18 protein-coding genes are annotated in these 22,982 nt (G+C 61.2%); 13 read left to right on the forward strand and 5 right to left on the reverse strand.

All coding sequences use genetic code 11. From position 1 onward, the window contains the following. Positions 1-162 precede the first annotated feature (162 nt). The 7 genes from EI291_RS02035 (at position 163) to EI291_RS02065 (ending at position 7,449) form a co-directional block, all read left to right on the forward strand. The gene (locus tag EI291_RS02035; protein WP_125417596.1) at positions 163-1,560 is read left to right on the forward strand and encodes a tetratricopeptide repeat protein; all 1,398 of its coding nucleotides are present in this window, start codon (positions 163-165) and stop codon (positions 1,558-1,560) included. Positions 1,561-1,767: 207 nt separating this feature from the next. Next, complete coding sequence (locus EI291_RS02040; protein WP_125417597.1) at positions 1,768-2,601, forward strand: phosphosulfolactate synthase; 834 nt, start codon at positions 1,768-1,770, stop codon at positions 2,599-2,601. A 91-nt stretch (positions 2,602-2,692) separates the two neighbouring features. After that, entirely contained in the window at positions 2,693-4,030 is a 1,338-nt protein-coding gene (locus EI291_RS02045; protein WP_125417598.1) for a PQQ-dependent sugar dehydrogenase, read from the forward strand. 175 nt (positions 4,031-4,205) lie between these two features. After that, the gene (locus EI291_RS02050) at positions 4,206-5,123 is read left to right on the forward strand and encodes a TraB/GumN family protein (protein ID WP_125417599.1); all 918 of its coding nucleotides are present in this window, start codon (positions 4,206-4,208) and stop codon (positions 5,121-5,123) included. A gap of 81 nt (positions 5,124-5,204) precedes the next feature. Continuing rightward, positions 5,205-5,867, forward strand: coding sequence for a fused MFS/spermidine synthase (locus EI291_RS02055; RefSeq protein ID WP_125417600.1), 663 nt, complete (start codon positions 5,205-5,207; stop codon positions 5,865-5,867). 84 nt (positions 5,868-5,951) lie between these two features. Further along, complete coding sequence (locus EI291_RS02060) at positions 5,952-6,608, forward strand: DedA family protein (RefSeq protein ID WP_125417601.1); 657 nt, start codon at positions 5,952-5,954, stop codon at positions 6,606-6,608. Positions 6,609-6,705: 97 nt separating this feature from the next. Next, positions 6,706-7,449: a shikimate dehydrogenase family protein gene (locus EI291_RS02065; RefSeq protein ID WP_125417602.1), complete on the forward strand. Its 744-nt coding sequence runs from the start codon at positions 6,706-6,708 to the stop codon at positions 7,447-7,449. A 158-nt stretch (positions 7,450-7,607) separates the two neighbouring features. Here EI291_RS02065 and EI291_RS02070 read toward each other — a convergent pair whose 3' ends face one another. Beyond that, entirely contained in the window at positions 7,608-10,088 is a 2,481-nt protein-coding gene (locus EI291_RS02070) for a TonB-dependent receptor domain-containing protein (protein ID WP_170172463.1), read from the reverse strand. Positions 10,089-10,469: 381 nt separating this feature from the next. On the opposite strand from EI291_RS02070, the gene EI291_RS02075 reads away from it, so the two are divergent. Together EI291_RS02075 and EI291_RS02080 are read left to right on the forward strand one after the other, a co-directional pair. Continuing rightward, positions 10,470-11,531 carry a sensor histidine kinase gene (locus EI291_RS02075; protein WP_148103365.1) on the forward strand — a complete coding sequence of 354 codons (1,062 nt, stop codon included), beginning with the start codon at positions 10,470-10,472 and terminating at the stop codon, positions 11,529-11,531. Between the two features lie 39 nt (positions 11,532-11,570). Next, complete coding sequence (locus EI291_RS02080) at positions 11,571-12,323, forward strand: LytR/AlgR family response regulator transcription factor (protein WP_240635337.1); 753 nt, start codon at positions 11,571-11,573, stop codon at positions 12,321-12,323. A 171-nt stretch (positions 12,324-12,494) separates the two neighbouring features. On the opposite strand, the gene EI291_RS02085 is transcribed toward EI291_RS02080, so the two are convergent. The 3 genes from EI291_RS02085 to EI291_RS02095 form a co-directional block, all read right to left on the reverse strand. After that, positions 12,495-15,068: an outer membrane beta-barrel family protein gene (locus tag EI291_RS02085; RefSeq protein WP_125417605.1), complete on the reverse strand. Its 2,574-nt coding sequence runs from the start codon at positions 15,066-15,068 to the stop codon at positions 12,495-12,497. Positions 15,069-15,242: 174 nt separating this feature from the next. Then, positions 15,243-16,091, reverse strand: a complete 849-nt coding sequence (locus tag EI291_RS02090; RefSeq protein WP_170172464.1) for an ABC transporter permease — start codon at positions 16,089-16,091, stop codon at positions 15,243-15,245. 63 nt (positions 16,092-16,154) lie between these two features. Next, positions 16,155-17,090 (reverse strand): ABC transporter ATP-binding protein, encoded by a 936-nt coding sequence (locus EI291_RS02095; RefSeq protein ID WP_240635338.1) that lies wholly within the window; start codon positions 17,088-17,090, stop codon positions 16,155-16,157. Between the two features lie 238 nt (positions 17,091-17,328). On the opposite strand from EI291_RS02095, the gene EI291_RS02100 reads away from it, so the two are divergent. Both EI291_RS02100 and EI291_RS02105 read left to right on the forward strand, forming a co-directional pair. Beyond that, positions 17,329-18,603: a sensor histidine kinase gene (locus EI291_RS02100; RefSeq protein ID WP_125417607.1), complete on the forward strand. Its 1,275-nt coding sequence runs from the start codon at positions 17,329-17,331 to the stop codon at positions 18,601-18,603. A gap of 184 nt (positions 18,604-18,787) precedes the next feature. After that, the gene (locus EI291_RS02105; RefSeq protein ID WP_125417608.1) at positions 18,788-19,528 is read left to right on the forward strand and encodes a LytR/AlgR family response regulator transcription factor; all 741 of its coding nucleotides are present in this window, start codon (positions 18,788-18,790) and stop codon (positions 19,526-19,528) included. A gap of 166 nt (positions 19,529-19,694) precedes the next feature. On the opposite strand, the gene wrbA is transcribed toward EI291_RS02105, so the two are convergent. Then, positions 19,695-20,309, reverse strand: coding sequence for an NAD(P)H:quinone oxidoreductase (gene wrbA / locus EI291_RS02110; RefSeq protein ID WP_125417609.1), 615 nt, complete (start codon positions 20,307-20,309; stop codon positions 19,695-19,697). Positions 20,310-20,684: 375 nt separating this feature from the next. Here wrbA and EI291_RS02115 point away from each other — a divergent pair, with 375 nt between their 5' ends. Then, the gene (locus tag EI291_RS02115) at positions 20,685-21,371 is read left to right on the forward strand and encodes an RNA polymerase sigma factor (RefSeq protein WP_125417610.1); all 687 of its coding nucleotides are present in this window, start codon (positions 20,685-20,687) and stop codon (positions 21,369-21,371) included. Continuing rightward, positions 21,352-22,962 (forward strand): outer membrane beta-barrel protein, encoded by a 1,611-nt coding sequence (locus EI291_RS02120; protein ID WP_125417611.1) that lies wholly within the window; start codon positions 21,352-21,354, stop codon positions 22,960-22,962. The genes EI291_RS02115 and EI291_RS02120 overlap by 20 nt, the downstream gene beginning before the upstream one ends. Positions 22,963-22,982 lie beyond the last annotated feature (20 nt).

Below are 22,982 nucleotides of genomic sequence, written 5' to 3' on the forward strand. Positions count from 1 at the left end.
TTACCTGGCTGCTCCACTGCGTACGTCTTCATCCCGAACCCATCCGCGTCCGGTGTGGTTGTTGTATATTAAGGGCAAAGCAGCTTTACGGGCGTAAAAGCTGCCTGCTTATTCATGGTTCTGCCGTTGTGGCAGCCATGTGCCGATTGTTGCCGCATGAGAATGAACGAAAATTTTGAGGACCGGGACGAAGTGCTGGCCACCGTACGCCGCTTTGAGCAGATGGTAGCCCACAACGAGTCCGTGTTTTTTGATCTGGCCGATTTCGAGAATATCATCGACCATTATACTTCCACCACTCAATACGATAAAGCCCTGCAGGCCTGTGAGGCGGCTATTGCGCAGTACCCATTCAGTACGGAGCTGCTCATTGACCGTTCGCAGGTGCTGGCCATGAAGGGTGAGTACGTAGCCGCCAGTACCCAGATCGAAGACGTGGCCCACCTGGACCCCGACAACCCCGACGTGGCCGTAACGCGGGGCATCATTGCCACCCAGAAGGGCGATTTTGCCGAGGCCGTAGCCTTTTTCCAGCAGGCGGCCGAGCGGGCTCAGGACCGGGATGATATCTTCTTCAACCTGGGCCTGGCCTACCAGAGCTGGCAGAAATTCAAGAGTGCGGCCAAGTACTACAAGCAGAGTTTGCGCCTCAACCCCGACAATGATGTGGCGGTGCAGGAGCTGCTGTATTGCCTGGAGGTGAGCGAGCGGCTGGAAAAAAATCTGGACTTTTTCCGCCGCTTCACCGACGAGGACCCGTACTCGGCCATTGCCTGGTACAATCTGGGGCAAGCCTACTACCGCGCTAATAAGCTCGATGATGCCGTTAGCGCCTTCGAGTATGCCATTCTGATTGACAGCAAGCTTTACGAAGCACATGGCTTCCTGGCCAGTACCTACGTGAACATGGAGCGGTACCGCGCCGCCATTGCCGAGTTTGAGCTCAGCTACCCCGAAGGACAGCCTAGTCCGGAGGCGCTCTGCAATATTGGCGAGTGCCACGAAAAACTGGCCGAATGGGACCTAGCCCGCCGCTTCTACCAGCGCTCCATCGACCTGGACCCCGAGATGGACGAGGCCTGGTTTGGTATAGGGATTATTATGAATGCGCAGGAGAAATACTTCGAGGCCATTCATTTTTTCCGCAAGGCCGTGAGCCTGTACCAGGAGAGCATTGAATACTGGCTGGCCCTAGCGGCGGCGGAGTATCAAATTGGCAACATCGTTTCGGCGGTGGAGGCCTACGAGAAGGCTACCGAAACGGCGCCTGATAGCAAGGATGCCTGGCTGAACTGGAGCATACTGCTTTATGAGCAGGGCAACTTCGACGGGGCCATCGACCTGATGCGCAACGCCGTGGAAATTCAGCCAATGGAAGCAGAGTTGCACTACCGCCTGTGCGCGTACCTGCTGGCGGCCGGCCGCTACCGGGAGGCCTACCAGTGCCTGGAAAACGCCCTGGTGCTGGATTTCGACAAGCACCGGCTGCTGTTCGAGTTTTTCCCGGAGCTGGAGTCGCAGAAGGCCCTGGCCCGCCTGATTGATCAGTACCGGAAATAGCAGGGCCGGAGTTAAAGAGAAAAAGTAAAAGTGCCGGTGTGCGCCAGGTGAATGGTCTGCACCGGCACTTTTACTTTTTACCGGTCACTTCTTACTTCTCTGCTTGCTTACAGAATTCGGGCGTACTTTTACCGCCGTTGTTTTTCCGGGCGCGGCGACTGGCTAACGACCAAGTCCCTGAGCGCCCAAGTCCCCAAGTTTCCAACTATGAACTACACGCTTAACCAACTCCCCGAGCGGACGCAGAAACCCCGTGAGCAAGGCTTCACCATGGTCATGGACAAAGGCCTGAGCGTGCGGGAGGTAGAGGATTTCCTGGAAGTAGGGGCCGAGTACACTGATATTGTGAAGCTGGGCTGGGCCACGTCCTACGTGAACCCTAACCTGAAGCGCAAGCTAGCTGTGTACAAGGAAGCCGGTATTCCGGTGTACTTCGGCGGAACCTTGTTTGAGGCCTTTATCATCCGCAACCAGTTCGATGACTACCGCCGGCTGCTACAGGAGTTTGGGATGGAATACGCCGAGGTATCGGACGGCTCCCTGGACCTGAACCACGACAAGAAACTGGAGTTCATCCGCACTTTGTCGCAGGATGTGAAGGTGCTGAGCGAAGTAGGCTCGAAGGATGCGGAGAAGATCATTCCGCCCTACAAGTGGATTTCGCAGATGAAAACCGAGCTGGAAGCCGGGGCCGTGAAGGTAATTGGCGAAGCCCGCGAGGCCGGCAACGTGGGCCTGTTCCGCAGCACCGGCGAGGTACGCTCGGGTCTGGTGGAAGAAATTCTGACCCAGATTCCGTTCGAGAAAATTATCTGGGAAGCTCCCCAGAAGGCGCAGCAGGTGTGGTTTATCAAGCTGCTGGGCCCCAACGTGAACCTGGGCAACATTGCCCCCAACGAAATCATCAGCCTGGAAACCATCCGGCTGGGCCTGCGCGGCGACACGTTCCTGGACTTCCTGGACCTGGAAAACGTGGACGAAATGTTCAAGCCCGAGCCCAAAGCTCAGGGCAAACCCGGTACCTCTATGCCTCGCGGCTAGGCGGCGCTAACCCCAGCAGGCGAAACCAAGTACAAGAAAAGGCCGGACCGCTCAGCAGTCCGGCCTTTTCTTGTACCCAATCACCCGCACCATGAACCGTTTTACCTCCACCTCTGCCTGGGCCAGCCTCGCGCTACTGGCAGCCTGCGGCGGCCCCTCAAAAGAGGAAAAAGCCGAAGCCGCCGCCACTACACCCGCCGATACAGTAGCCACGGCCGCCAACCCGGTGAGTCTGCCCGAGCCCTACGCCACCAAATCCGTAACCAAGCGCAGCAAAGTCATTGGCTGGCCGGCTGGCAAAATGCCCACCGCGCCGGCCGGCTTCGTGGTAACCAAATACGCCGATGGCCTGATCAGCCCCCGCAACGCCTACGTACTGCCCAACGGCGACGTGCTGGTGGCCGAGGCCAACACCATACCCACCGACGTGAAGGAAAAAGTAGCGGCCCAGCTGGAGCTGGACCCGTCTAAATCGTTGCGGGCCAGCAGCGCCAACCGTATCACGCTGCTCCGCGACACCAATAAAGACGGCAAGCCGGATACTCGTACGACCTTTCTCTCGGGCCTGAACCAGCCGTTTGGCATGGTGCTGATTGATGGGAATTTCTACGTGGCCAATACCGATGGCGTGTGGCGCTACCCCTACAAAGCGGGCGAAACCAAAATCAGCGCGGCCGGTAAGAAAATCATGACGCTGCCAGCCGGGGGCTACAACAACCACTGGACGCGCAACCTGCTGGCCGGGCCCGGAGGCAAGAAAATCTACGTATCGGTGGGCTCCGCTTCCAACGTGGCCGAGCACGGCATGAAGGAAGAGGAACGCCGCGCCAATGTGCTCGAAATAAACCCCGATGGCAGCGGGGAGCGGGTGTACGCCGCCGGCCTGCGCAACCCCGTGGGCCTGGACTGGGCCCCCGGTACCCAAACCCTCTGGTCGGCGGTGAATGAGCGGGATGAGCTGGGCGACGAACTGGTGCCCGACTACCTGACCAGCGTACAGCCCGGCAAGTTCTACGGCTGGCCCTACGCCTATTTCGGCCAGAAGGAGGACCCCCGCCGCAAAGGTGAGCGGCCCGATCTGGTGAAGCAAACCGTGGTGCCCGAAGTGGCGCTGGGTCCGCACACGGCTTCTCTGGGGCTGGCGTTTTACAAAGCCGATAAGTTTCCGGCAAAGTACCGCAACGGCGCGTTCATTGGGCAGCATGGTTCCTGGAACCGCTCAAAGTTCTCGGGCTATAAGGTGGTGTTTGTGCCGTTCAGCAACGGCAAGCCCAGCGGCCCCATGGAGGATTTCCTGACCGGCTTTATTGCCAACGAAGACGACAAGGAGGTGTACGGCCGCCCCGTGGGCATTACCGCCTTGCCCGATGGCTCGTTGCTGGTAGCCGATGACGCCGCCGATACCCTGTGGCGGGTGGCGGCGCAGTAGAGCCCAGAGTTCCGATTCAGGCAAACCGGCCTGCCTCCGCTACGGCGGTTGGTGGGCCGGTTTGCGGCGTTTAGGCGCCGGAGCATAGCGTTGGTGCAATAATCAGGCTAGCTGAACTGTAGCCCTGCATATTTGGGTACTTCATTCTTCCGCCACTTCTTATTTCACTACTTCCATGACTATGTTCCGTACGCTGCTGCTGGCCGGTACCCTGGCCCTTACTTCCCTGAGCACGCAGGCCCAGAAAACCAAAATCAAGACGAAAGCCGCGGATAAGGCACCGGTAGCGGCGGCCACGGCCAACTCCCTGCTGTGGGAAGTGTCGGGCAAGGGGCTGGCGCAACCTTCCTATATCTACGGCACTATTCACCTCATCTGTCCTCAGGATTTGCAGGTGACCGAGCCCATGAAGCGGGCTTTCGGGAGCAGCAAGCAGGTGGTGATGGAGCTGGATATGGACAGCCCCACCATGATGCAGGAAATGCAGGCCGGCATGATGATGACCGACGGCCAGACGCTGGAAAAGCTGCTGCCCGCTGCCGACTATACCCGCGTGGGCGACTACCTCAAAGCCAAAGCCGGCATTCCCATTGCCCAGCTGGGGATGCTCAAGCCGTTCATTGTAACCTCTATTATGTACCCGGCTTTGCTGGGCTGCACCCCGGCTAGCTACGAAACCACCTTCGTAAAACTGGCCCAGGAGCAGCACAAGGAAGTAACCGGCCTGGAAACGGTGCAGGAGCAGATGGGCTTCTTCGATAAGATTCCGTACGCGGTGCAGAGCAAGATGCTCTCCGATATGGTGACTAAGGAAGCTGAAGCCAAGCAGGAGTTCCAGCAGATGCTGACGCTGTACAAAGCCCAGAACATTGAGGAGCTGCGTACCGTGAGCAACAAAAGCAGCTTCGGGTTTCAGGAGTACGAGCAGCTGCTGCTGGACGGCCGCAACCAGCAGTGGATTGCCCGCATCGAGAAGCAGGCTGCCGCGCAGCCTACGTTTTTTGCGGTAGGAGCGGCCCACTTGGGCGGCTCGCAGGGTGTGCTCAACCTGCTGCGTCAGCAGGGCTACAGCGTGAAGCCGGTGCTGCAGTAAGCCTCCGGTGTTTCGATTTCCAACGGCCTCCCGGCGGCGTAGCGCGTGCTGCGCAGCCGGGAGGCCGTATGTTTACGCCCCATGAACAAGCTGCTTGCCTCTCTGCGCAACTGGGTCAGTTACGCGCTGCCCCTGGCCCGGCGCGTGCCCTCGCACTACAGTCCGGGGCTGGTGGTGCGCCAGCACCAGGGCCGCAAGGTGCTCGATACCCAATACGCCAACTATAGCTACGGCCCCCTGCACCAAGTACTGCGCTACGCCCTCATGCACGTGCCGGCCGGCCCGCCCGATGCGCCGGTACTGGTGCTGGGTATGGGGGGCGGCGGTATTATTGAGCTGCTGCGGCAGGAGCGGGCCCATACCGGACCCATTACCGCCGTGGAGCTGGACCCCGCCATTGTGGAAGTAGCCGCCACGGAGTTCAACATCCGGCCCGACAATACGCTGCAGATTGTGTGCGCTGATGCCTTTGCCTGGCTGCCCACGGCTCCCACGGCGGCCTACGAACTGGTGGTGGTGGACCTGTTTCTGGATCTGCTGCTGCCTCCGCAGCTTTCTAATCCTGGGTTCTGGCAGCATCTGCGGCGGGTGCTGCGGCCCGGCGGCACGGTAGTGCTGAATACGCTGCAGCAGGCGCCACTCTACATCGATGGACAGGTGGCTACGGAGTATCTGGCGGGGCTGGGGCTGCGGGTGAAGGAGCTGGAGGTGGAGTACAACCTGGTGCTGATTGCGCGGGGCTGAAGCCTGGCCGGTGCCGCACCCGACCGGAGCCCGTGACGCGGGCAACAGATAAACCCCTTTCTTTGCAGCCTCATCACTGCCCTTATGGAAATTCTGAAGCACCTGCTTGATTTTGTTCTGCACCTTGATAAGCACCTGGCTGAAATCATTCAGGACTACGGTACCTGGACATACGCCATCCTGTTTCTGATCATCTTCGTGGAAACCGGGGTGGTGGTGCTGCCCTTCCTGCCCGGCGACTCGCTGCTGTTTGCGGCCGGGGCCCTGGCCGCCAATCCCGCCAACGGCCTCAGCGTGTGGGCGGTCATCGGACTGCTGATTCTGGCCGCCGTGCTCGGCGATACGCTCAACTACCATATCGGCGACTTTCTGGGGCCGCGCGTGTTCCGGGAAAACTCCCGCTGGCTGAAACGGGAGCACCTAGACCGCACCCAGGATTTCTACCACAAGCACGGGGCCAAAACCATCATCATTGCCCGCTTCATCCCCATTATCCGCACGTTTGCTCCGTTTGTGGCGGGCATCGGCACCATGAGCTACTCGCGCTTCCTCTCCTACAACCTGATTGGGGCGGTGCTGTGGGTGGTGCTGCTGACGGGGGCCGGCTACTTCCTGGGCAGTTTCGAGTGGATTCAAAAGAACTTCGGGCTGCTCACCATCCTCATTATTCTGATTTCGGTATTGCCGGCCGTATGGGAGTTTTTCAAAGCCCGGCAGGAAAGCAAGCGCCCGGTAGCGTAACCGGAAACCATTGTATTTCCTCCAGAAACCGCCCGGGCTGCTTTGGCCGGGGCGGTTTTTTTTGTTGCTTACCTCTCTGAACCCCAGCTCCTCCGTTATGCCCGAATTCGGACTCCTCGGCCGCTCCCTCAAGCACTCCTTCTCGCAGACCTATTTCACCCAGAAGTTTCATAACCTGGGGTTGGAAGACCACCGGTATGAGCTGTTTGAGCTGGCTACCATACACGAGCTGCCGGCGTTGCTGGCGGCCCACCCGGAGCTGCGGGGCCTCAACGTCACTATTCCGTACAAGGAGCAGGTGTGGCCCTTTCTGGATGAGGTAGCGCCCACGGCCGCGCGGGTCGGGGCCGTCAACGTCATCGAGTTTCGGGCTGGTGGGCGGCTGGTGGGGCACAACACCGACTACATCGGCTTCCGGGATTCTCTGCGCACGTTTCTGCCTAAAGGCAACCTGGCCGAGTTCCGGGCGCTGGTGCTGGGCAGCGGCGGAGCCTCAAAAGCGGTGGAAGTAGCGCTGAAAGACCTCGGTATTGGTTACTGGGTGGTGTCGCGCAATGCCATGGGGGCGGGGCTGACGTACCAGGAACTCACGCCCCGGCTGCTGCAGGAGCATCAGCTCATCATCAATACCACCCCGCTGGGCACGTTTCCCGCCACCGAGGAGTGCCCGTCCATCCCGTACGAGGCCCTTACCAGCCAGCACTACCTCTACGACCTGGTATATAATCCGCGCGAAACCGAATTCATGCGGCGCGGCCACGCTCAGGGAGCACACGCTAAAAACGGCTTCGAAATGCTCTGCCTGCAAGCCGAAGCCGCCTGGGAAATCTGGAATGGGTGATGAAATGACGAGGATAATAGACCGTCATTCCGAGCGAAGCCGAGGAATCTCGCGTGCTGACGTTGTGGTAGTAACCCCAACATCAGCACGCGAGATTCCTCGGCTTCGCTCGGAATGACGTTTTTACTTCATTGCCATTTACCCCATCACCCCATTGTCTATCCGCCCTGCTGGCCGCCGCTGCCGCCGCCTTTGCTGTCGTCGTTGCGGATGGAGCGGCGCTGGCGCTGGCCGGCGTCCAGCTTGCCGAAGCGGTAGTTGAACGAGAGGCGGAAGCTGCGCTGGTAGGAGTAGAAGCTGCCGTAGTTCACAAAATCGGGGGTGGTGGTGGTGCTGCGGAACTCGCGGCCGGGTGCCAGGAAGTTGTTGACGCCCAACGTTAGGTCGGCTTTTTCGGCCAGTAGCAGCTTCTTCGCGCTGAGGCCGTAGTACACGCCGCCCGAGTAGCGCGTCTGGAGCTGCACGCCGCCCGTCCAGAAACCGCCGTAACCCTGTGCCGAGTACGTTTTGCTCAGCTTTACCGAGGAATTGACGTTCATATACAGGCTGGCCCGGCTGTTAGTGCCTTGGAGCACCGAGCTGTACAGGCGGGTGTAGTCGCCGCTGAGGTTGGAACTCAGGTCCCAGTCCTTCAGGGGTTTCCAGGAGCCGTACAGGTTCACGCCGTAGTTGTACACCGTGGCCAGGTTGCCGTAGGTGGTTTCGTTGCGGGCCAACGCTTGGTTGTAGGAGCTGAACCGCTCGATGGAGTTGCCCGTGCGCCGCACGAAAGCTGAGGCGTTGAAGGAGCTTTTCTCCCCGAACGTACCGTAGCCCAACTCCAGCAAATCGGCCGTTTCGGGCCGCAGGCGGGGGTTGCCGAAACTGACGGAGCTGGGCGTTACCTGGTTGACGTAGGGGTTCAGAAAGTAAATCTGGGGGCGCTGGATGCGGCGGGAATAACTCAGACGGAGCGTCTGACCGTCTTTTTTGAGGGTACGGGTAGCACTGAGGTTGGGCAGTACGTTCAGGTAGTCGTTCTGGAAGCGGCCGGCCTCGTTCTGAAACTCCCCCGCAATATCCGTGCGCTCCAGGCGGGCCCCCAGGCTGAACGTGTATTTCTTGCCCGCCGAAAAGTTGTAGGTGCTGTACGCGGCCAGCACGTTCTGGGTGTAGTCGAAGCGGTTGGACCGCAGGGCGCTACGCGCAAAATCGGTTTGCCGGCTTACCAGCAGCGTATCCAGCGTATAGTCGCTGGTTACTCGCCGACCGATATGCTTGGCCCCGAGTTCCAGCGTGTTCTTTTCCCCAAACGGATGCGTGTAATCGGTCTGGAAGGTGGTTTCGAGGTTGCGGGCCAAGTTACGGCTGGCTTCCCGGTACTCCACGGGGCCGCCAAACAGCTCTGCCGTTGGGAACTGGTCGAGGCGGTACTGGCCCCGGCTGCGGTTGTTGGTGTGCTGGGCCAGTATGCTCCACTCGCGGCGGGGCTGCTGTTCGCCAAACGTGCGCGTATAGCCCGCATTCAGGTCGAAGTTGCGGCTTTCATCCTGGCGAAGAATGTCGCGGGTATAGAGCGTGTCCAGCTGGGGCTGGCCCTGGTACTGGTTGAACAGCTCCTGGGGTGTGCTGTTGCGGTACAGGTTGCCATTGCCGCTCACCGTGAAGCTGTGCAGGGGTGAGGGGTCGTAGGTAAGCTCCACTTGTCCGTAGCCGCCCTGGCCCTGGTTGCGGGAAGTGGTGCGCTCCGTGAGTTGGCCGGTGCCACCACCGGGCAGAAAACTGGTGCGCTCGGTGAGGCTTTTGAATGGGTACAGGTTGCGGAACCCGCTGAGTTTGGTATTCACGCCTACCTTGCCGCGCTTGGTATTCAGGCTGCCATTGAGGCCCTGGTTGCGGTTGCCGCCGCTGGCCCCCACGCTGCCGCTGGTACCCTGCAGACTGCTCTTTTTGAGCACAATGTTGATAACCCCGCCCGAGCCCTCACCGTCGTATTTGGCCGAGGGAGCCGTAACTACCTCAATGGCCTTGATCTGGTCGGCCGGAATCTGCTTCAGGGCTTCGGCCAGGTTGCCGGCCAGCAGGGCCGAGGGCTTGTTGTTGATGAGGATGCGCACGTTGCTGGTGCCACGTAGCTGCACGTTGCCGTCGCCATCCAGGTTTACCAGCGGGGTTTTGCGCAGAATATCGGCGGCCGTGCCGCCGGCGTTGCTGGCGTCCTGGTCGGCGTTGTACACGAGGCGGTCGGGCTTGGTTTCCACCACGGGCCGCTCCCCGGTTACGGTTACGCCGGCCAGGTTCTGGGCCGAGGCCGTGAGCGTGAGGCTGCCCAGGTCTTGGGGCTCAGCCGTAATAGTTACCGGCTTCACCAGGCTGCCATAGCCCACAAAGCTGATTTGCAGCCGAAACGAGCCAGTGGGCAGGTTCTGCAGCTCGAAGTGGCCGTCGGCATCGGCGGTGCCGCCCAGCAGCGGGGCCGTGCCGGTAGCGGGCAGCAGGGCCACGGTAGCGTACTCCACGGGTTTCTGGGTGGCGGCATCCAGCACCCGGCCCGTGAGCCGGCCGGGTCCTTTAGTGGCGGAAACGGTAACAGACACCTGGGCGTGCGCGGCCAGGGGAGCAGTGGTCACCAGTAAAAGCACCGGTATGAATTGCTTCATATATAGAAATAGAGGAAAGAGAATATGATCAGGGACCAGTTGAGGCCCGAAGAAATCGGGAATACAACGACGTAAACCTAGCCAGTATTGGAGCCAAGAGCACAGAAAATCAACCAACGTTGCAGGCGGCATCAACCAACAGGCAATTCAGCCCAAATTACCACTCCGGCAGCGCGGCCGGCAAAACCGGTGCCGACTGGTAAGCAGGAGCCACGTATTGATTGAAGCCAGCTACGAGGTTGGTTGAAAACCCGCCCGAAAGTGCCCGGCTGGTTGTATGTTGCCAATGCATTGGGTAGGCGGCAGAGCCTGCCATTATCTTACTTCGCTCTGAACCGGTTTTTTTCTCCCGCCCGTGCCGCTCGCCGGCCCGCCTGGCAGTTGCCCCCGTGGCTGCGGCGTTTGCCCTGGGTGCACCTGGGGTGGTTTGCGTTGCTACTATACTTTGATGCCCAGGGCTGGCTACTGAACCAGGGGGTGCTCATTCCGCCGCTCAAGGACCACTTCTGGCCCCTGGCCCTGGTTACCAATACCCTCGATTCGGGCCTGTTCTACCTCAACTGGTTTGCCATGCCGGCCCTGTTCCGGCGCGGGCGCCTGGGAGCCTATCTGCTAGTACTGGCACTGGGGTTGGGGGCGTTTTGCACCACGCGCATCGGGGTGAGCTACTATTTCGAGGAAGTGAAGGTGCAGGGCCAGAACCAGCCGCTGGGCTTCTACGTGCAGGTGTTGCAGAGCTATTACCTGTTGCTGGGCGGGCTGATTTTGGCGCTGAGCTTCTTTCTGCGGCTGGCTGGCGACTACCTGCGGGAGCGGGACAACCGCCGGGAGCTGGAGCAGCAGCACCTGCGTACCGAGCTGGCTTTGCTCAAAAACCAGCTGCACCCGCACTTCCTGTTCAACACGCTCAACAACATCTATTCCCTCACGCTCAATGCCTCGCCCCAGGCCCCGGAAGCGGTATTGCGCCTCTCCGAACTGATGCGCTACCAGCTCTACGACAGCTCCGAGGACCTAGTGCCGCTGGCCCGGGAAATCCACCACCTGCAAAGCTTCCTCACGCTGCAGCACCTGCGCCTGCCCCCCGAAGATGCCGACGAAGCCATTCAGTTCACAGTGCTACTGCCGCCCGGTGCCGACCACGCCTGCCGCCTGCCGCCCATGCTGCTGCTGCCCCTGGTGGAAAATGCCTTCAAGCACGGCGACTTAGCGGCCCGTCCTCACGCCGTGCGCCTCAAGCTGGAGCTCACGCCCGAGGGCCAGCTGCAGTTTCTGGTGCGCAACCGGGTTGCCCCGGAGGCCGCCGGTCCCGGTGGGGTTGGCCTGGCCAATCTGCGCCGTCGTCTGGAGCTGCTCTATCCCGAAAAACACGCGCTGGTTGTTACCGCCAATGCCCAGGAATACGCCGTGCGGCTGTCATTACAAATCAGCGGCTGGTTGTAGTCGTTCAGTTAAATCCATTCCTTCTCCCAAACCTCCCGCATGGAATCTGCTGTTACCCGTCGTCCGATGAGCTGCGTGGTGGTGGATGATGAGCCGCTGGCCCTGAAGGTGCTGGCCGAATACTGCGCGCAGGTGCCGTTTCTGGAGCTGCGCGGGCAGTTCCAGGAGGCACTGGCGGCCGTGGCCTATTTGCAGGATAACCCCGTGGATGTGGTGTTTCTGGATATTCAGATGCCCCGGCTCACGGGCCTGCAGCTGGCGCAGCTGCTGCCCTCGCCCCGCCCGCTTATCATCTTCACCACTGCCCACCCTGATTATGCCGTGCAGAGCTACGAGCTGCCGGCGCTGGATTACCTGCTCAAGCCCATTTCCTTCGAGCGGTTTGTGCAGGCCGCCCACCGGGCCCGCGCTGCGCTGCAGCCCGCTCCTGTAGCTGCGGCCCCAGCGGAACCTACGGAAGCCGTGGAGTCCGGCGAGGCGCTGTTTGTGAAGCAGGACAGCCGCCTGCGCCGGGTGCCCATCGATGAGCTGTATTACGCCGAGGGGCAGAAGGAATATCTGATGTACTACACGGCCACCGGCAAAATTCTCACCCTGCAGTCCTTCCGCAAGCTGGAAGAGCTGCTGCCCACCGGCCGCTTTGCCCGCATCCACAAATCCTACCTCATCAACCTGCGCCACCTGGAGTTTGTGGAGCGCCACCGCGTGCAGGTGCATGGTGCCCAGCTGCCCATCGGCGAAACCTACCGGGAGGCGTTCCTGGAGCTGCTGCGCTACCACGGAAAGCTGTAGCCGTCATTGCGAGCGAAGCGAAGCAATCCTTCCTTCACCCTGCTCCAAACCCAAAAGCAGCAGAAAGCCCCTGACGTCCGTGCTGGCGTCAGGGGCTTTTGAGTAGGTCGCAGGTCTGTGCTCAGATAAGGAAGGATTGCTTCGCCTCTGGCTCGCAATGACGGGCGTGGGCTACTGCTGGCCTTGGCCGTTACCGTCGCCGCCTTGTTTCACGTCGTCGTTCTGGATGCTGCGGCGGCGTTTGGGGGCTTGCTGGGTTACTTTGCCGAAGCGGTAGTTGAAGGCCAGGCGTACCCCGCGCAGGTAGATGTAGTTGTTACTTTCCTGGCGGAACTGGTCGGTGTTCAGTGTTGATTTCAGGTTGCGGGTGGCCGAGAGGAAGTTGTCGGCGTTCAGGGTCAGGTCAGCTTTGTCCTTGAGTAGGTTTTTGCGCAGACCCATTGAGTAGAACGTCCAGGCGGCCTGACGGCCCTGCAGCTGCACCCGCGGCGAGTTGAGGCCCCCAAAGAACTGCAGGCTCAGGCCTTTCTCAAATTTGTAGCCCGAGTTCAGGTTCAGGTTGTACATCACGCCGCTGTTGTTCAGGTCCAGCGCTGCGCTTTTCAGGGATACGTAGTACACGTTCACGTTGCCGCTCACGTCCCATTTCGGCACTGGTTTCACCGAGCCAAACAGGCTGACGCCGTAGGTGGCGTTGCGGCCGATGTTGCGGAACGTCTGGTTGTTCACGCCATTCTCCACAAACCGGTAGCTCTCAATGGCGTTGCCGGTGCGCCGGGCGTAGGCCGACATGTTCAGCACCGAGCCCTTGATGAAGGTAGTGTAGTTGATTTCGTAGCTGTCCGTTAGCTCGGGCTCCAATTGGGGGTTACCGTAGCTCACGTTCAGGGTATCGGAGGTGTTGCGGAAGGGGTTCAGGTAGAAAATCTGGGGGCGCTGAATGCGCTTGGAGTAGGCCAGCCGCAGCGTCTGACCCGGTTTCTTAGGGTTCTGGGGCTGGTAGCTCAGGCTCAGGTTGGGCAGCAGGTTGGTGTAGTTCTGCTTCACGGCCGAGTTTTCGCTCTGCTGTTGCTGGAAGTTGCCGTTGATGCGCGTATTCTCCACCCGGGCCCCCAGCTTCAGGCTCACCTTCTTACTGGCCGAAAACCCGTAGGTACCGTAGCCCGACAGCACATCCTGGTTATAGTCGAACAGGTTGGAGCGACTGGGGTTGTATACCGGGTCGAGGGTGCCGCCCGTAGCGGGGCTGTTGAACACGTCATAGTCGCTGCTTACGCGGCGCAGAATAGCTTTGGCCCCGGTTTCCAGCAGGGCAGTCTCCGAGAAAGGGTGGGCGTAGTCGGTCTGGAGCGTGGTTTCCAGGTTGCGCGAGAGGTTATCCGACTCTTCGCGGTAGTTCTTGGCCAGGTTCTCGGTAGTGTTACCCGCAAACTGATCCAAGTGGTAGGCCTGCACGTTGCGGTTGCGGGTGTGCTGGGCCAGCACGCTCCACTCCCGGCGCTTCTGCTCGAAGGTGCGGGTGTACGAGCCGCTCATGTCGTAGCTCTGAGTGCGGAAGCGGCGCTCTGTGTCGCGGGTAAATTCGTTGCTTACCGGCAGCAGCACGTTGTTGTACTGGTCGTAGTTGCCGCTGTTGCGGAACAGATTGCCCTGCACGTTCAGCGTGAGGTTGTGATACTGGGCCGGGTCGTAGTCCAGTCCCAGCCGCCCGAAGCCGCCGCCCCCGATAGTATTCCCGTCGCCCTGCTGTTCCAGCGAGAGGCGCTCCTGGCCGCTGCCGTCTTTCAGGTAACGGCTCAGGTCATTCCGGTTGGGGCTGTAGAAGGCAAACCCGCTCAGGGAGCTGGTGAGGCCCACTTTCCCCTTGCGGTAGTTGAGCGAGGCGTTGCTGTTGGAGCTGCGCGTACCGGCCGCCAGCCCCACCGAGCCGTTGATGCCCTCCAGGTTGTTCTTCTTGAGCGTGATGTTGATGATGCCGCCCGTGCCTTCGGCGTCGTACTTGGCCGAGGGCGTGGTAATTACCTCCACGCTCTTGATCTGGTCGGCCGGAATCTGCTTCATGGCATCGGCCACCGACGAGGCCACAATGCCCGAGGGCTTGTTATTGATGAGCACGCGCACGTTGCTGGTGCCGCGCAGCTCCACGTTGCCGTCGGGGTCCACGTTCACCAGGGGCACTTTGCGCAGCACGTCGGCTGCGGTGCCGCCGGTGTTGGTCAGGTCCTTCTCGGCGTTGTACACAATGCGGTCCGGCTTGGTCTCGATAACGTCCCGCTCGCCGGTTACCGTCACTTCGCCCAGCTTCTGGGCCGTGCCCTCCAAGCTGATGGTGGGCACCGTGGTCAGCCCGCTGGTGATGGTGACGTTGCGCGTCTGGGTGGCGTAGCCGATGAAGCTGATCTGCAGCCGGAACTCGCCGGCGGCCAGGCCCTGTAGCTTAAAGCGGCCCCGCTCGTCGCACACCCCACCGTCAATAGGCGTATTGCCGCTCAACGGGAGCAGCGTAATGGTGGCAAATTCCACGGGCTTCTTGGTAGCGGCGTCCAGCACGGTGCCTTCCAGCCGGCCGGTGCCTTTGGGTGCCGTGGGCAGAATGGGCCGGGCCGGTGCCGCCGCGCCCGGCTGGCCCGGAGCCCCGGCCGGGCGCTGACCCGTGGTGGGGGCACCAGCCGGCGGCGTAGTCTGAGCCAGAATCGGAGTAGCCAGTAAGCCAGTGAGAAGCAGCGGAAGGGTAACAGTTTTCATCGAGAAATAAAGAAGAGGTAGTTGCAAAGAGAGGGGGCCGGCGGCAGCGCAGAAAACGAAGGTTGCCGAACGGTAGAAAGTAGCGCCTGAAGCGTTTGAAAAGCGGGGTAAGCTGCGCGGATAAGGCGCGCCAAGGACCAGAAAATGGCTGTTACGTTGCCGCCGCCGGTAATTTTAGTTGGTCACGTTGCGGCGCAGCAGCACGAGGTAGCCCAGCACCAGCACCCCGGCAAACCAACCCAGGGAGTACCACTCGTGCTTGGCCAGCTCGTGAGCCACAGTGAGGGTGCCTTTTCCCATCTTCATAGCCATGGCAGTACCCAGCGGCGCGGCGTAGGGAATTTTATCGACGTGCTCCCAGCTCAGCAGGGCAATGGTGGCCACCACCGCGCCCATGCCCACGCCCACCGGTACCACAAAGGAGCGCCAGAACAAACTCACCACGTACTGTACCGCCAGCAGCCCCAAGGTGGCCACATAAGTGCGCAGCAGCATCCACACAACGGTATCAAAAGGAATAGTAGACAGTGCAAATCCCAGCTTGGGCTTAAGCACACTCAGCAGCATCCCGGCTCCCAGCAGTAGGCCCACAAACAGCAGCAGGGCCACGGCATTCAGCGCCAGAATCAGCAGGAGCTTGGACAGAAACACGGCCCCGCGCCCCACGGGCTGAGCGTACAGGTGCTTCCAGGCTGTGGCTTTGGTTTCGATGTTGACGACCAGGCTGGTGAGCAGCACCACAAACAGCGGCAGCAGCAGGGTGCCTGCCGTCTGCCAGCTGGCGTTGATGAAGCGGGGCCACGCGCTGCCACCGGCCTTCATGATGATGTCGCCCTTGAAAAAGAAAATCAGGAACGTAATGAGCACCGGAAAAGCGCCGCTGAGCAGCGTGAGCCGCAGCGCAGCCGTGCGCTTCAGCTTCAGCGTATCGGAGGCCAGGGTGCGCTGCAGTTGCAGGAGCGGAGCCGGCGCGGCGGACAAAGTCGGAAAATCGGCAAGGGTAGAGGGCAGAGTAGCTTCCATAGGAAAAAGTGGATAGGAGGTAAGTGGCATTCCAGGCAGCGCGAGGAAAGAAGGAAGAATGCGTTACACCGCGGCCACGCGGGTTTCGGTGAGGTGCAGGAAGGTGTCCTCCAGGGTAGGCTGCTCCAGGCGCAGGCCGTACAGCGGCTGCTCGGCGGCTACCAGCTCCACGGCCAGGGCGGCAGTGTGCTCCTGGCTCAGCCAGGGCAGCCAGAGCGTGCCGGGAGCCGCCACGGTGGCACCGGCCAGCAGGCGGGGCAGCAGGTTGCGGCAGCTTTCGGCGTCCTGGGTTTCTACTACCAGGCGGGCCCGACCGGTTTGCAGGCGACGCAAATCGGGCAGGCTGCCCTGGAACACCAGCCGGCCCTGCTGAATCACGCCCACGTGGGTGGCCATTTTCTCAATCTCGCTGATGAGGTGGCTGCTGACCACAATGGTTTTGCCGTGCTGCTTGCAGAGGCGCTGCAGCAGTTCCCGCATCTCAATAATGCCGTTGGGGTCGAGGCCGTTGGTGGGCTCATCCAGCAGCAGCAGGTCGGGGTCGGAGAGCAGGGCAATGGCCAGTCCCAGGCGCTGCCGCATGCCCAAGGAATACTCCTTGGCGGGGCGGTGGGCATTATCGGTCAGGCCTACCAGCTCCAGTACCTCGGCCGTGCGGCTGGCGGCCACGCCCCGCAGGCGGCGGGTGGCTTCCACGTTTTCGCGGCCCGAGAGGTGGTCGTAGAGCGAAGGGTTTTCGATGAGGGCGCCCACCCGGTCCAGCAAAGCCACCCGGTGCCGGGCCAAATCGTGGCCGAACAGGTGTACCGAGCCGCTGGCGGGCCGCAACAGCCCCAGCAGCAGCCGCATGGTGGTGCTTTTGCCGGCCCCGTTCGGCCCCAGGAAACCGTAGAGGCTGCCCGGCTCCACCTGCAGGTTTACATCGTGCAGGATAGGCCGCTGGCCGAAGCGGAAATGCAGGCTGCGGGTTTCCAGCAGCAGGGGAGTAGTTGATTTCATAGCGCAGAAAGACAGAGAGAACGGCAGCAAACCTAGCGGCCCTGCTATATCTTCTTCGCTCAATTCAACCAACCCACCGGCCCGGCCCCGAAACGACGGTTTTTCTCGACTAAACCCCATTTCCAACCCCTTGCCCAGCCTTGCTGCAGGTTAAGGCTACCAACGTGGGCGTTGGGGGCAGTAATGGGCGGGTTGATTGAAAAAAAGCCCAAAATGGACCGGCCGCGTGCTATTTTCGATGATGGAAGTTCTGTCCGCTCCCTTAAAAGCATCGTCGGCGAAAGAGGCCGTTGGCTCCCGCCCCGGCTGGCGCAAGCGCCTGCGCGCTTGGCTCCGCCCCGATACGTGGTCGGCGGCCCAGGAAAACCTGCGCGTCCCCCGCTGGATTCACGTGGTGCTGTGGGTGGTGCTGGTGCTGCTGGATGGCCTCAAGCTGGGCAGCGTGATTAACGTGCTGCCGCGCTTCCCGGCCACCCTGGCCGAGTGGCAGCCGCTGTGGCCCATGGTGGGGCGGTTGGTGGTGGAGGATATCTGTGCGGCCACGCTGTTCTACCTGACCTGGCGCTGGCTGGTGCCGCGCACCCTCGGGCGGGCCCGGGTACTGCAGTACGGCCTGCTCACGGCCCTTCTGGTGCTGCCCTACGCCTTTGCCATCGGCTGGCTCACGGCCCAGACTTCCCGCAAGGGCGTGCAGATTTCGGCCTACCGCGTTACGCGTCCGGTGGGCACCAAGGGCCGGCAGGTAACTACCATTGTACCCGGCCGCAAACCCAACGCCGATACCACTGAGGTGTGGGCCCGCATCTTCAGCTCGGCCATTGTGGGCGTGTTCATCATCGGCAGCAGCTCGGCCCTGCGCATCACCGGCGACTACGTGCGGGGCCAGCGCAACCGCCGCGAAATGGAGCGGCAGCAGCTGCTCACGGAGCTGGCCATGCTCAAAACCCAGATTAACCCGCACTTCCTCTTCAACACGCTCAACAACATCTACTCCCTCACCAGCCGCAAGTCGGATAAAGCCCCGGAGGCGGTGCTGCGCCTGGCCGAAATTATGCGCTACCTGCTGTATGAAAGCAGCACCGATACCGTACCGCTGAGCCGGGAAATTGCCCATTTGCGCAGCTTCCTGGATTTGCAGCGGCTGCGGCTATCGGCCTCGGCCCAGGATGCCATTCAGTTTGACGTGGAAGGCACCTCCCCCGATTGCGCCCACCCTATTGCGCCTTTGCTGCTGCTGCCGCTGGTAGAAAACGCCTTCAAGCACGGCGACCTGACGGCCCGGCCCGTGGCCGTGCACATTTCCCTGCTGCTGGCCTCCGATGGGCTGCTGCGCTTTACGGTGCTCAACCACGTGGCCCCCGCCGATGCCGAGCGGGAGCTGCCCAAGCAGCCCGGCGGCGTGGGCCTCGTGAATCTGCACCGCCGCCTGGAGCTGCTCTACCCCGGCCGCTACGCCCTCGATGTGCAAACGCCCCCCGGCCAGCACGTTGTAACGCTGGTGCTGCTGCAGTAAAGACAACAGAACGTCATTCCGAGCTTGCCGAGGAATCTCGCGTGCTGACGCTAGGATTACGCTGGAACATTAGCACGCGAGGTTCCATGCTCCGCTCGGAATGACAGGCTTCCCGCATATCTTTCCGCGGCTGCTGACTAGCCAAGCTGCTCACTCACCAATTCACTAAATCACCAACTCACCGATGACCTGCGTTATCCTCGATGATGAGCCCCTGGCCCTGGACCTGCTGGCCGATTACTGCGCCCAGGTGCCCGGCCTGGAACTGACAGCGCAGTTTGACGATGCGCTGCAAGGACTGGCCTATCTGCAGGATAACCCCGTGGATGTGGTATTTCTGGATATTCACATGCCCCGGCTCACGGGCGTGCAGCTGGCGCAGCTGCTGCCCCAGCCCGGTCCGCGCATCGTCTTCACCACTGCCTACGACCAGTACGCCGTGCGTAGCTACGAGTTGAATGCCGCCGACTACCTGCTCAAGCCCATTGCCTTCGAGCGGTTTGTGCAAACGGTGCAGAAACTCCGCCAGCAGCTGCAGCCCGCCGCGCCCGTAACGGCCGCTCCGGCCGCAGCTCCCGCGCACCCCGAAGCCACGCCCACCGCGCCTGATGCCATGTTCGTGAAAAACGACCACCGCCTCCAGCGTGTCGCCTTCGATGATATTCTCTACATCGAGGGCATGAAAGAGTATCTGATGATTTACACCGCTACCGGCAAAGTGCTCACGCTGCAGTCGTTCCGGCGGGTGGAGGAGGTGCTGCCGCCCGAGCGGTTTGCCCGCATCCATAAGTCGTTTCTGGTGGCGCTGAGCCGCATTGAGCACGTGGAGCGCGGTAAGGTGCAGGTAGCCGGCCGCCTCCTGCCCATCGGCGACACCTATCGGGACTCATTCAACGCATTGATTAAGGCGTATAATCTGCTGTAGAGTGGAAGCTAGGAGTCAGGAGACAGGAGCTAGGGTACAGTTCATTATCTGCGCAACGAAAAAAGGACCTCACGACGCTAGAACAATCTGTTCTAGCGTCGTGAGGTCCTTTTTGAACTTTGGATGACAGGTGGAGTACTAGCCCCTAACTCCTATCTCTTGACTCCTACTTCGCTGCCAGCTTCTTGGCAATTTCGGCGGTGTGGCGGCCCTGGAAACGGGCGCCTTCCAGCTCATTGCCGCTGGGCTGCCGCTCCCCCTGGCCGCCGGCTACGGTGCTGGCACCGTAGGGCGTGCCGCCGGTTACGTCGGTGTGGCCCATCTGGCCCTGCCAGGCGTAGGGCAGGCCCACAATTACGAGGCCGTGGTGCAGCATTTCAGTGTGCAGGCTGCGCAGAGTCATTTCTTGGCCGCCGTGCTGGGTGGCAGTGCTCACGAAGCCCCCGCCTACTTTACCTACCAGCTTACCCTGCGCCCACAGCGCCCCTGTACCATCCAGAAAAGCCTGAATCTGACTGCACACATTGCCGTAGCGGGTGGGCGTACCGATGATGATGGCATCGTACTGATCCAGCTCCTCGGGCTTGGCTACCGGAATATGCTCAAATGCTTTCTGCGCCTGGGTAGCGCCAATCTGGTCGAGTAGCTCCTTGGGCAGGGTTTCGGGCACACGCTTGATGATAACCTCATTGTCGGCTACCTGGCGGGCGCCTTCGGCCACGGCTTCGGCCAGCTTGTACACGTGGCCATAGGTGGAGTAAAACAGCACGAGCGTTTTCATAGAAAGTGGGTTTAGGAGATGAATTGGGAAAGACGAAAAACAAGGCGCAGGCCGCTTTCGGCCCGCAATGCATGTAACTACACGGTAAGACCGGGCCAGGTTACGAAAGCCGAAATTCTATAACGGCAAAAACCTGTCATTGAGAAACTTATCTTGTATTCCCTAAAAAAGCATTTGCCGCGTGCAACCTCCCGTGGGCAGTCAGCCTCTTGGGTGCGTAACGGTTGTTTCGGCTGCAGGGCCGGCCACCAGATTAGTTTATTCCACTTTGCAGCGTATGCAGCATTCCTACTTGCACGGTTTCAGCCTTCCTGCCGGAGGAGCAGCCGTAGGTGAACACCCTAACGCCGACCCCTGCCAGGGTCGGACCCGTCGATGAGCGCCCTCTCGGCCACGTTGGGTGGGGGCGGGCTGCGTAGCCTGCTGCCCGGTGCTACTGAGCGCCGGGAGTCCCTATCGTCGTCCGTATCCGCTCCTGTGCGCACTCTTACCCCGCCTTCCCAACTTTCCGACCTGGAGTTGATTGACGGTTGCCTGGCGGGCAGCCGCCTGATGCAGAAATATCTGTATGAGCGTTTTGCCGGCCGCATGATGACCGTGTGTCTGCGCTATGCCCAAACCACCTTTGAGGCGGAGGACGTGCTGCAGGAAGGGTTTCTGACGGTCTTCAAGAACCTGGGCAGCTTCCGTAGGGAGTGTCCGCTGGAATTCTGGATTCGCCGTATTATGGTCAATGCCGCTCTTCGCCAGCACCGCCGCAATGCCCCGCTGGTAGCCGTCAGCGACGGAGGTGAGTATCCCGAAGACCTGGCCGGCGAGGAATTCACCCTCTCCAACTACAACTTCGAGGAGCTGCTGAATCTGATTCAGGAACTGGCCCCTCGCTACCGCATGGTGTTCAACCTGTTCGCCATTGAAGGCTACGGGCACAAGGAAATCGGCGAGATGCTGGGAATTTCCGAAGGCACCAGCAAATCACAATACTCCCGTGCCCGGGCCATTTTGAAAAGTAAAGTCGAGCGTCTCGACGCGCACCGCACCCATGGCAGCTTCCGCTCCTAACGATACCAACTCCAACCACCAGCCGCCGCAGCCCACCGGCGACCTGGAGCACCTGTTCCGGCAGAAATTCGCCGATGCAGAGGTGGCTCCGCGCGCCAGCTTCTGGGACCAGCTCGACCACGAGCTGGTAGTACAGCAGCACGAGCAGGTGGTGCAGGAAAACACGGCCTACCGCCGCCGCTTGGTGCTGCACCGCTGGGTGGCGGCGGCTTGTCTGTTGCTGGCCCTGGGCTTTGGCAGCTGGGCGTATCTGGGGACTCAGCCGCTGGGCTCTGCTCCGGATTTTGCCTCGCAACTGGGTACCGGTGACGCCGCCGGGCAGCTGCCCGCAACTGCCGGTAGCACCGCCTCGCAGCGCACTGCTGAAGACATGACTGCCGCAGCCAGCACCTCAGCGGTGCAGGAGCTGCTGGCAGTAGCCGGTAGCAGTACCGGTGTGCCGCAGACTGGCAACGCCGGTTCTCATTCAGCCGCTGGAGCCTATTATGGTACCAATGATGCCGGGCAGGCTGTAGTCGCGCAGGGAAGCCGTTTCGGGTATGGCTACACGCAAGCCGGCTACGCCAACAACCAATACGCAAACAGCTCCGCAGGCATTCAACTAACGAATGCCAACGCTGGTGGTGCCGGTCTGCAAACGTACTCTCTCTCGGAGGCCGGCCTGCTGGCTCCGCGGGCTGCTTACCTGCGCCGCCTGTTGGGCCTGGGCCGTCCCGATACACTGAAGCCCGCGCTGCAGGCCGTACCCCAGCCCGCCGCTACCGAGGCCCTGGCCGCTGCTGTGCCTGAACAGGAGCAGAAAGAAACGCCAAAGCTGTGGAAGCGTCTGCGCCTGGGCGGCAGCTACGCCGCGGGAGCCTTCAACCCCAACATCAACTTTTCGCGCACCGATGGCCGCGTAAAGGCTGACCCGGTATCCAACGCCCTGCGCTCCTACTATCAGGAAGAAGCTGAGGATGAATACCGCCGCAACCTGCGGGCCGGTTTCAGCCAGCGCGTGGCTATTACGGCTTCCTACGCCCTCAACAAGCACTGGACATTAACCACGGGGGCCGAAGCCGCCGAACAGCGGGCTACTTCTGCCACCACGTATGGCTTCATTGATGGCAAGCAGGTGGGCCCTCAGGCCGCCGATATTTTCAGCCGGCCGGCCGCGTACAACCTCGCTCCGGCACAGCCCCGCACTACGTCGTACCGCTACCGTACGGCCTCTGTGCCGGTAGGCGTGCAGTATGGCTCCAGCAAAGCAGGCTTGTCGTTGTACGCCAAAGTTGGGGCAGCGGTGAGTGTGCTACTCAGCAGCCGCTCGGAGCTGGATGGCTCGCCGGAAGCCGCCCGCAACTACACCGCCAAGTCGACCGACTCGCCGTACCGGCAGATGCTGGTGGCTGGCCGGGGTGGTGCCGGGGTGCGCTATCAGCCGGCTTCGGCAGGCTGGAGCCTGTCCGTGGGCCCGGTAGCCGAAACCTATTTCACGACGCTCAACGCGCATCCCAACCAACGAGCCATCAACCAAAGCCGCCCCTATAGCCTGGGAATTGAGGCCAGTGTAGAATTCGGGACGCCCAAGCCAATGCCCGGCGTTCAATAAGTAGCCAGCGGCTCTGTAGC

Source organism: Hymenobacter rigui (genome assembly GCF_003944715.1).
GTDB lineage: Bacteria > Bacteroidota > Bacteroidia > Cytophagales > Hymenobacteraceae > Hymenobacter > Hymenobacter rigui.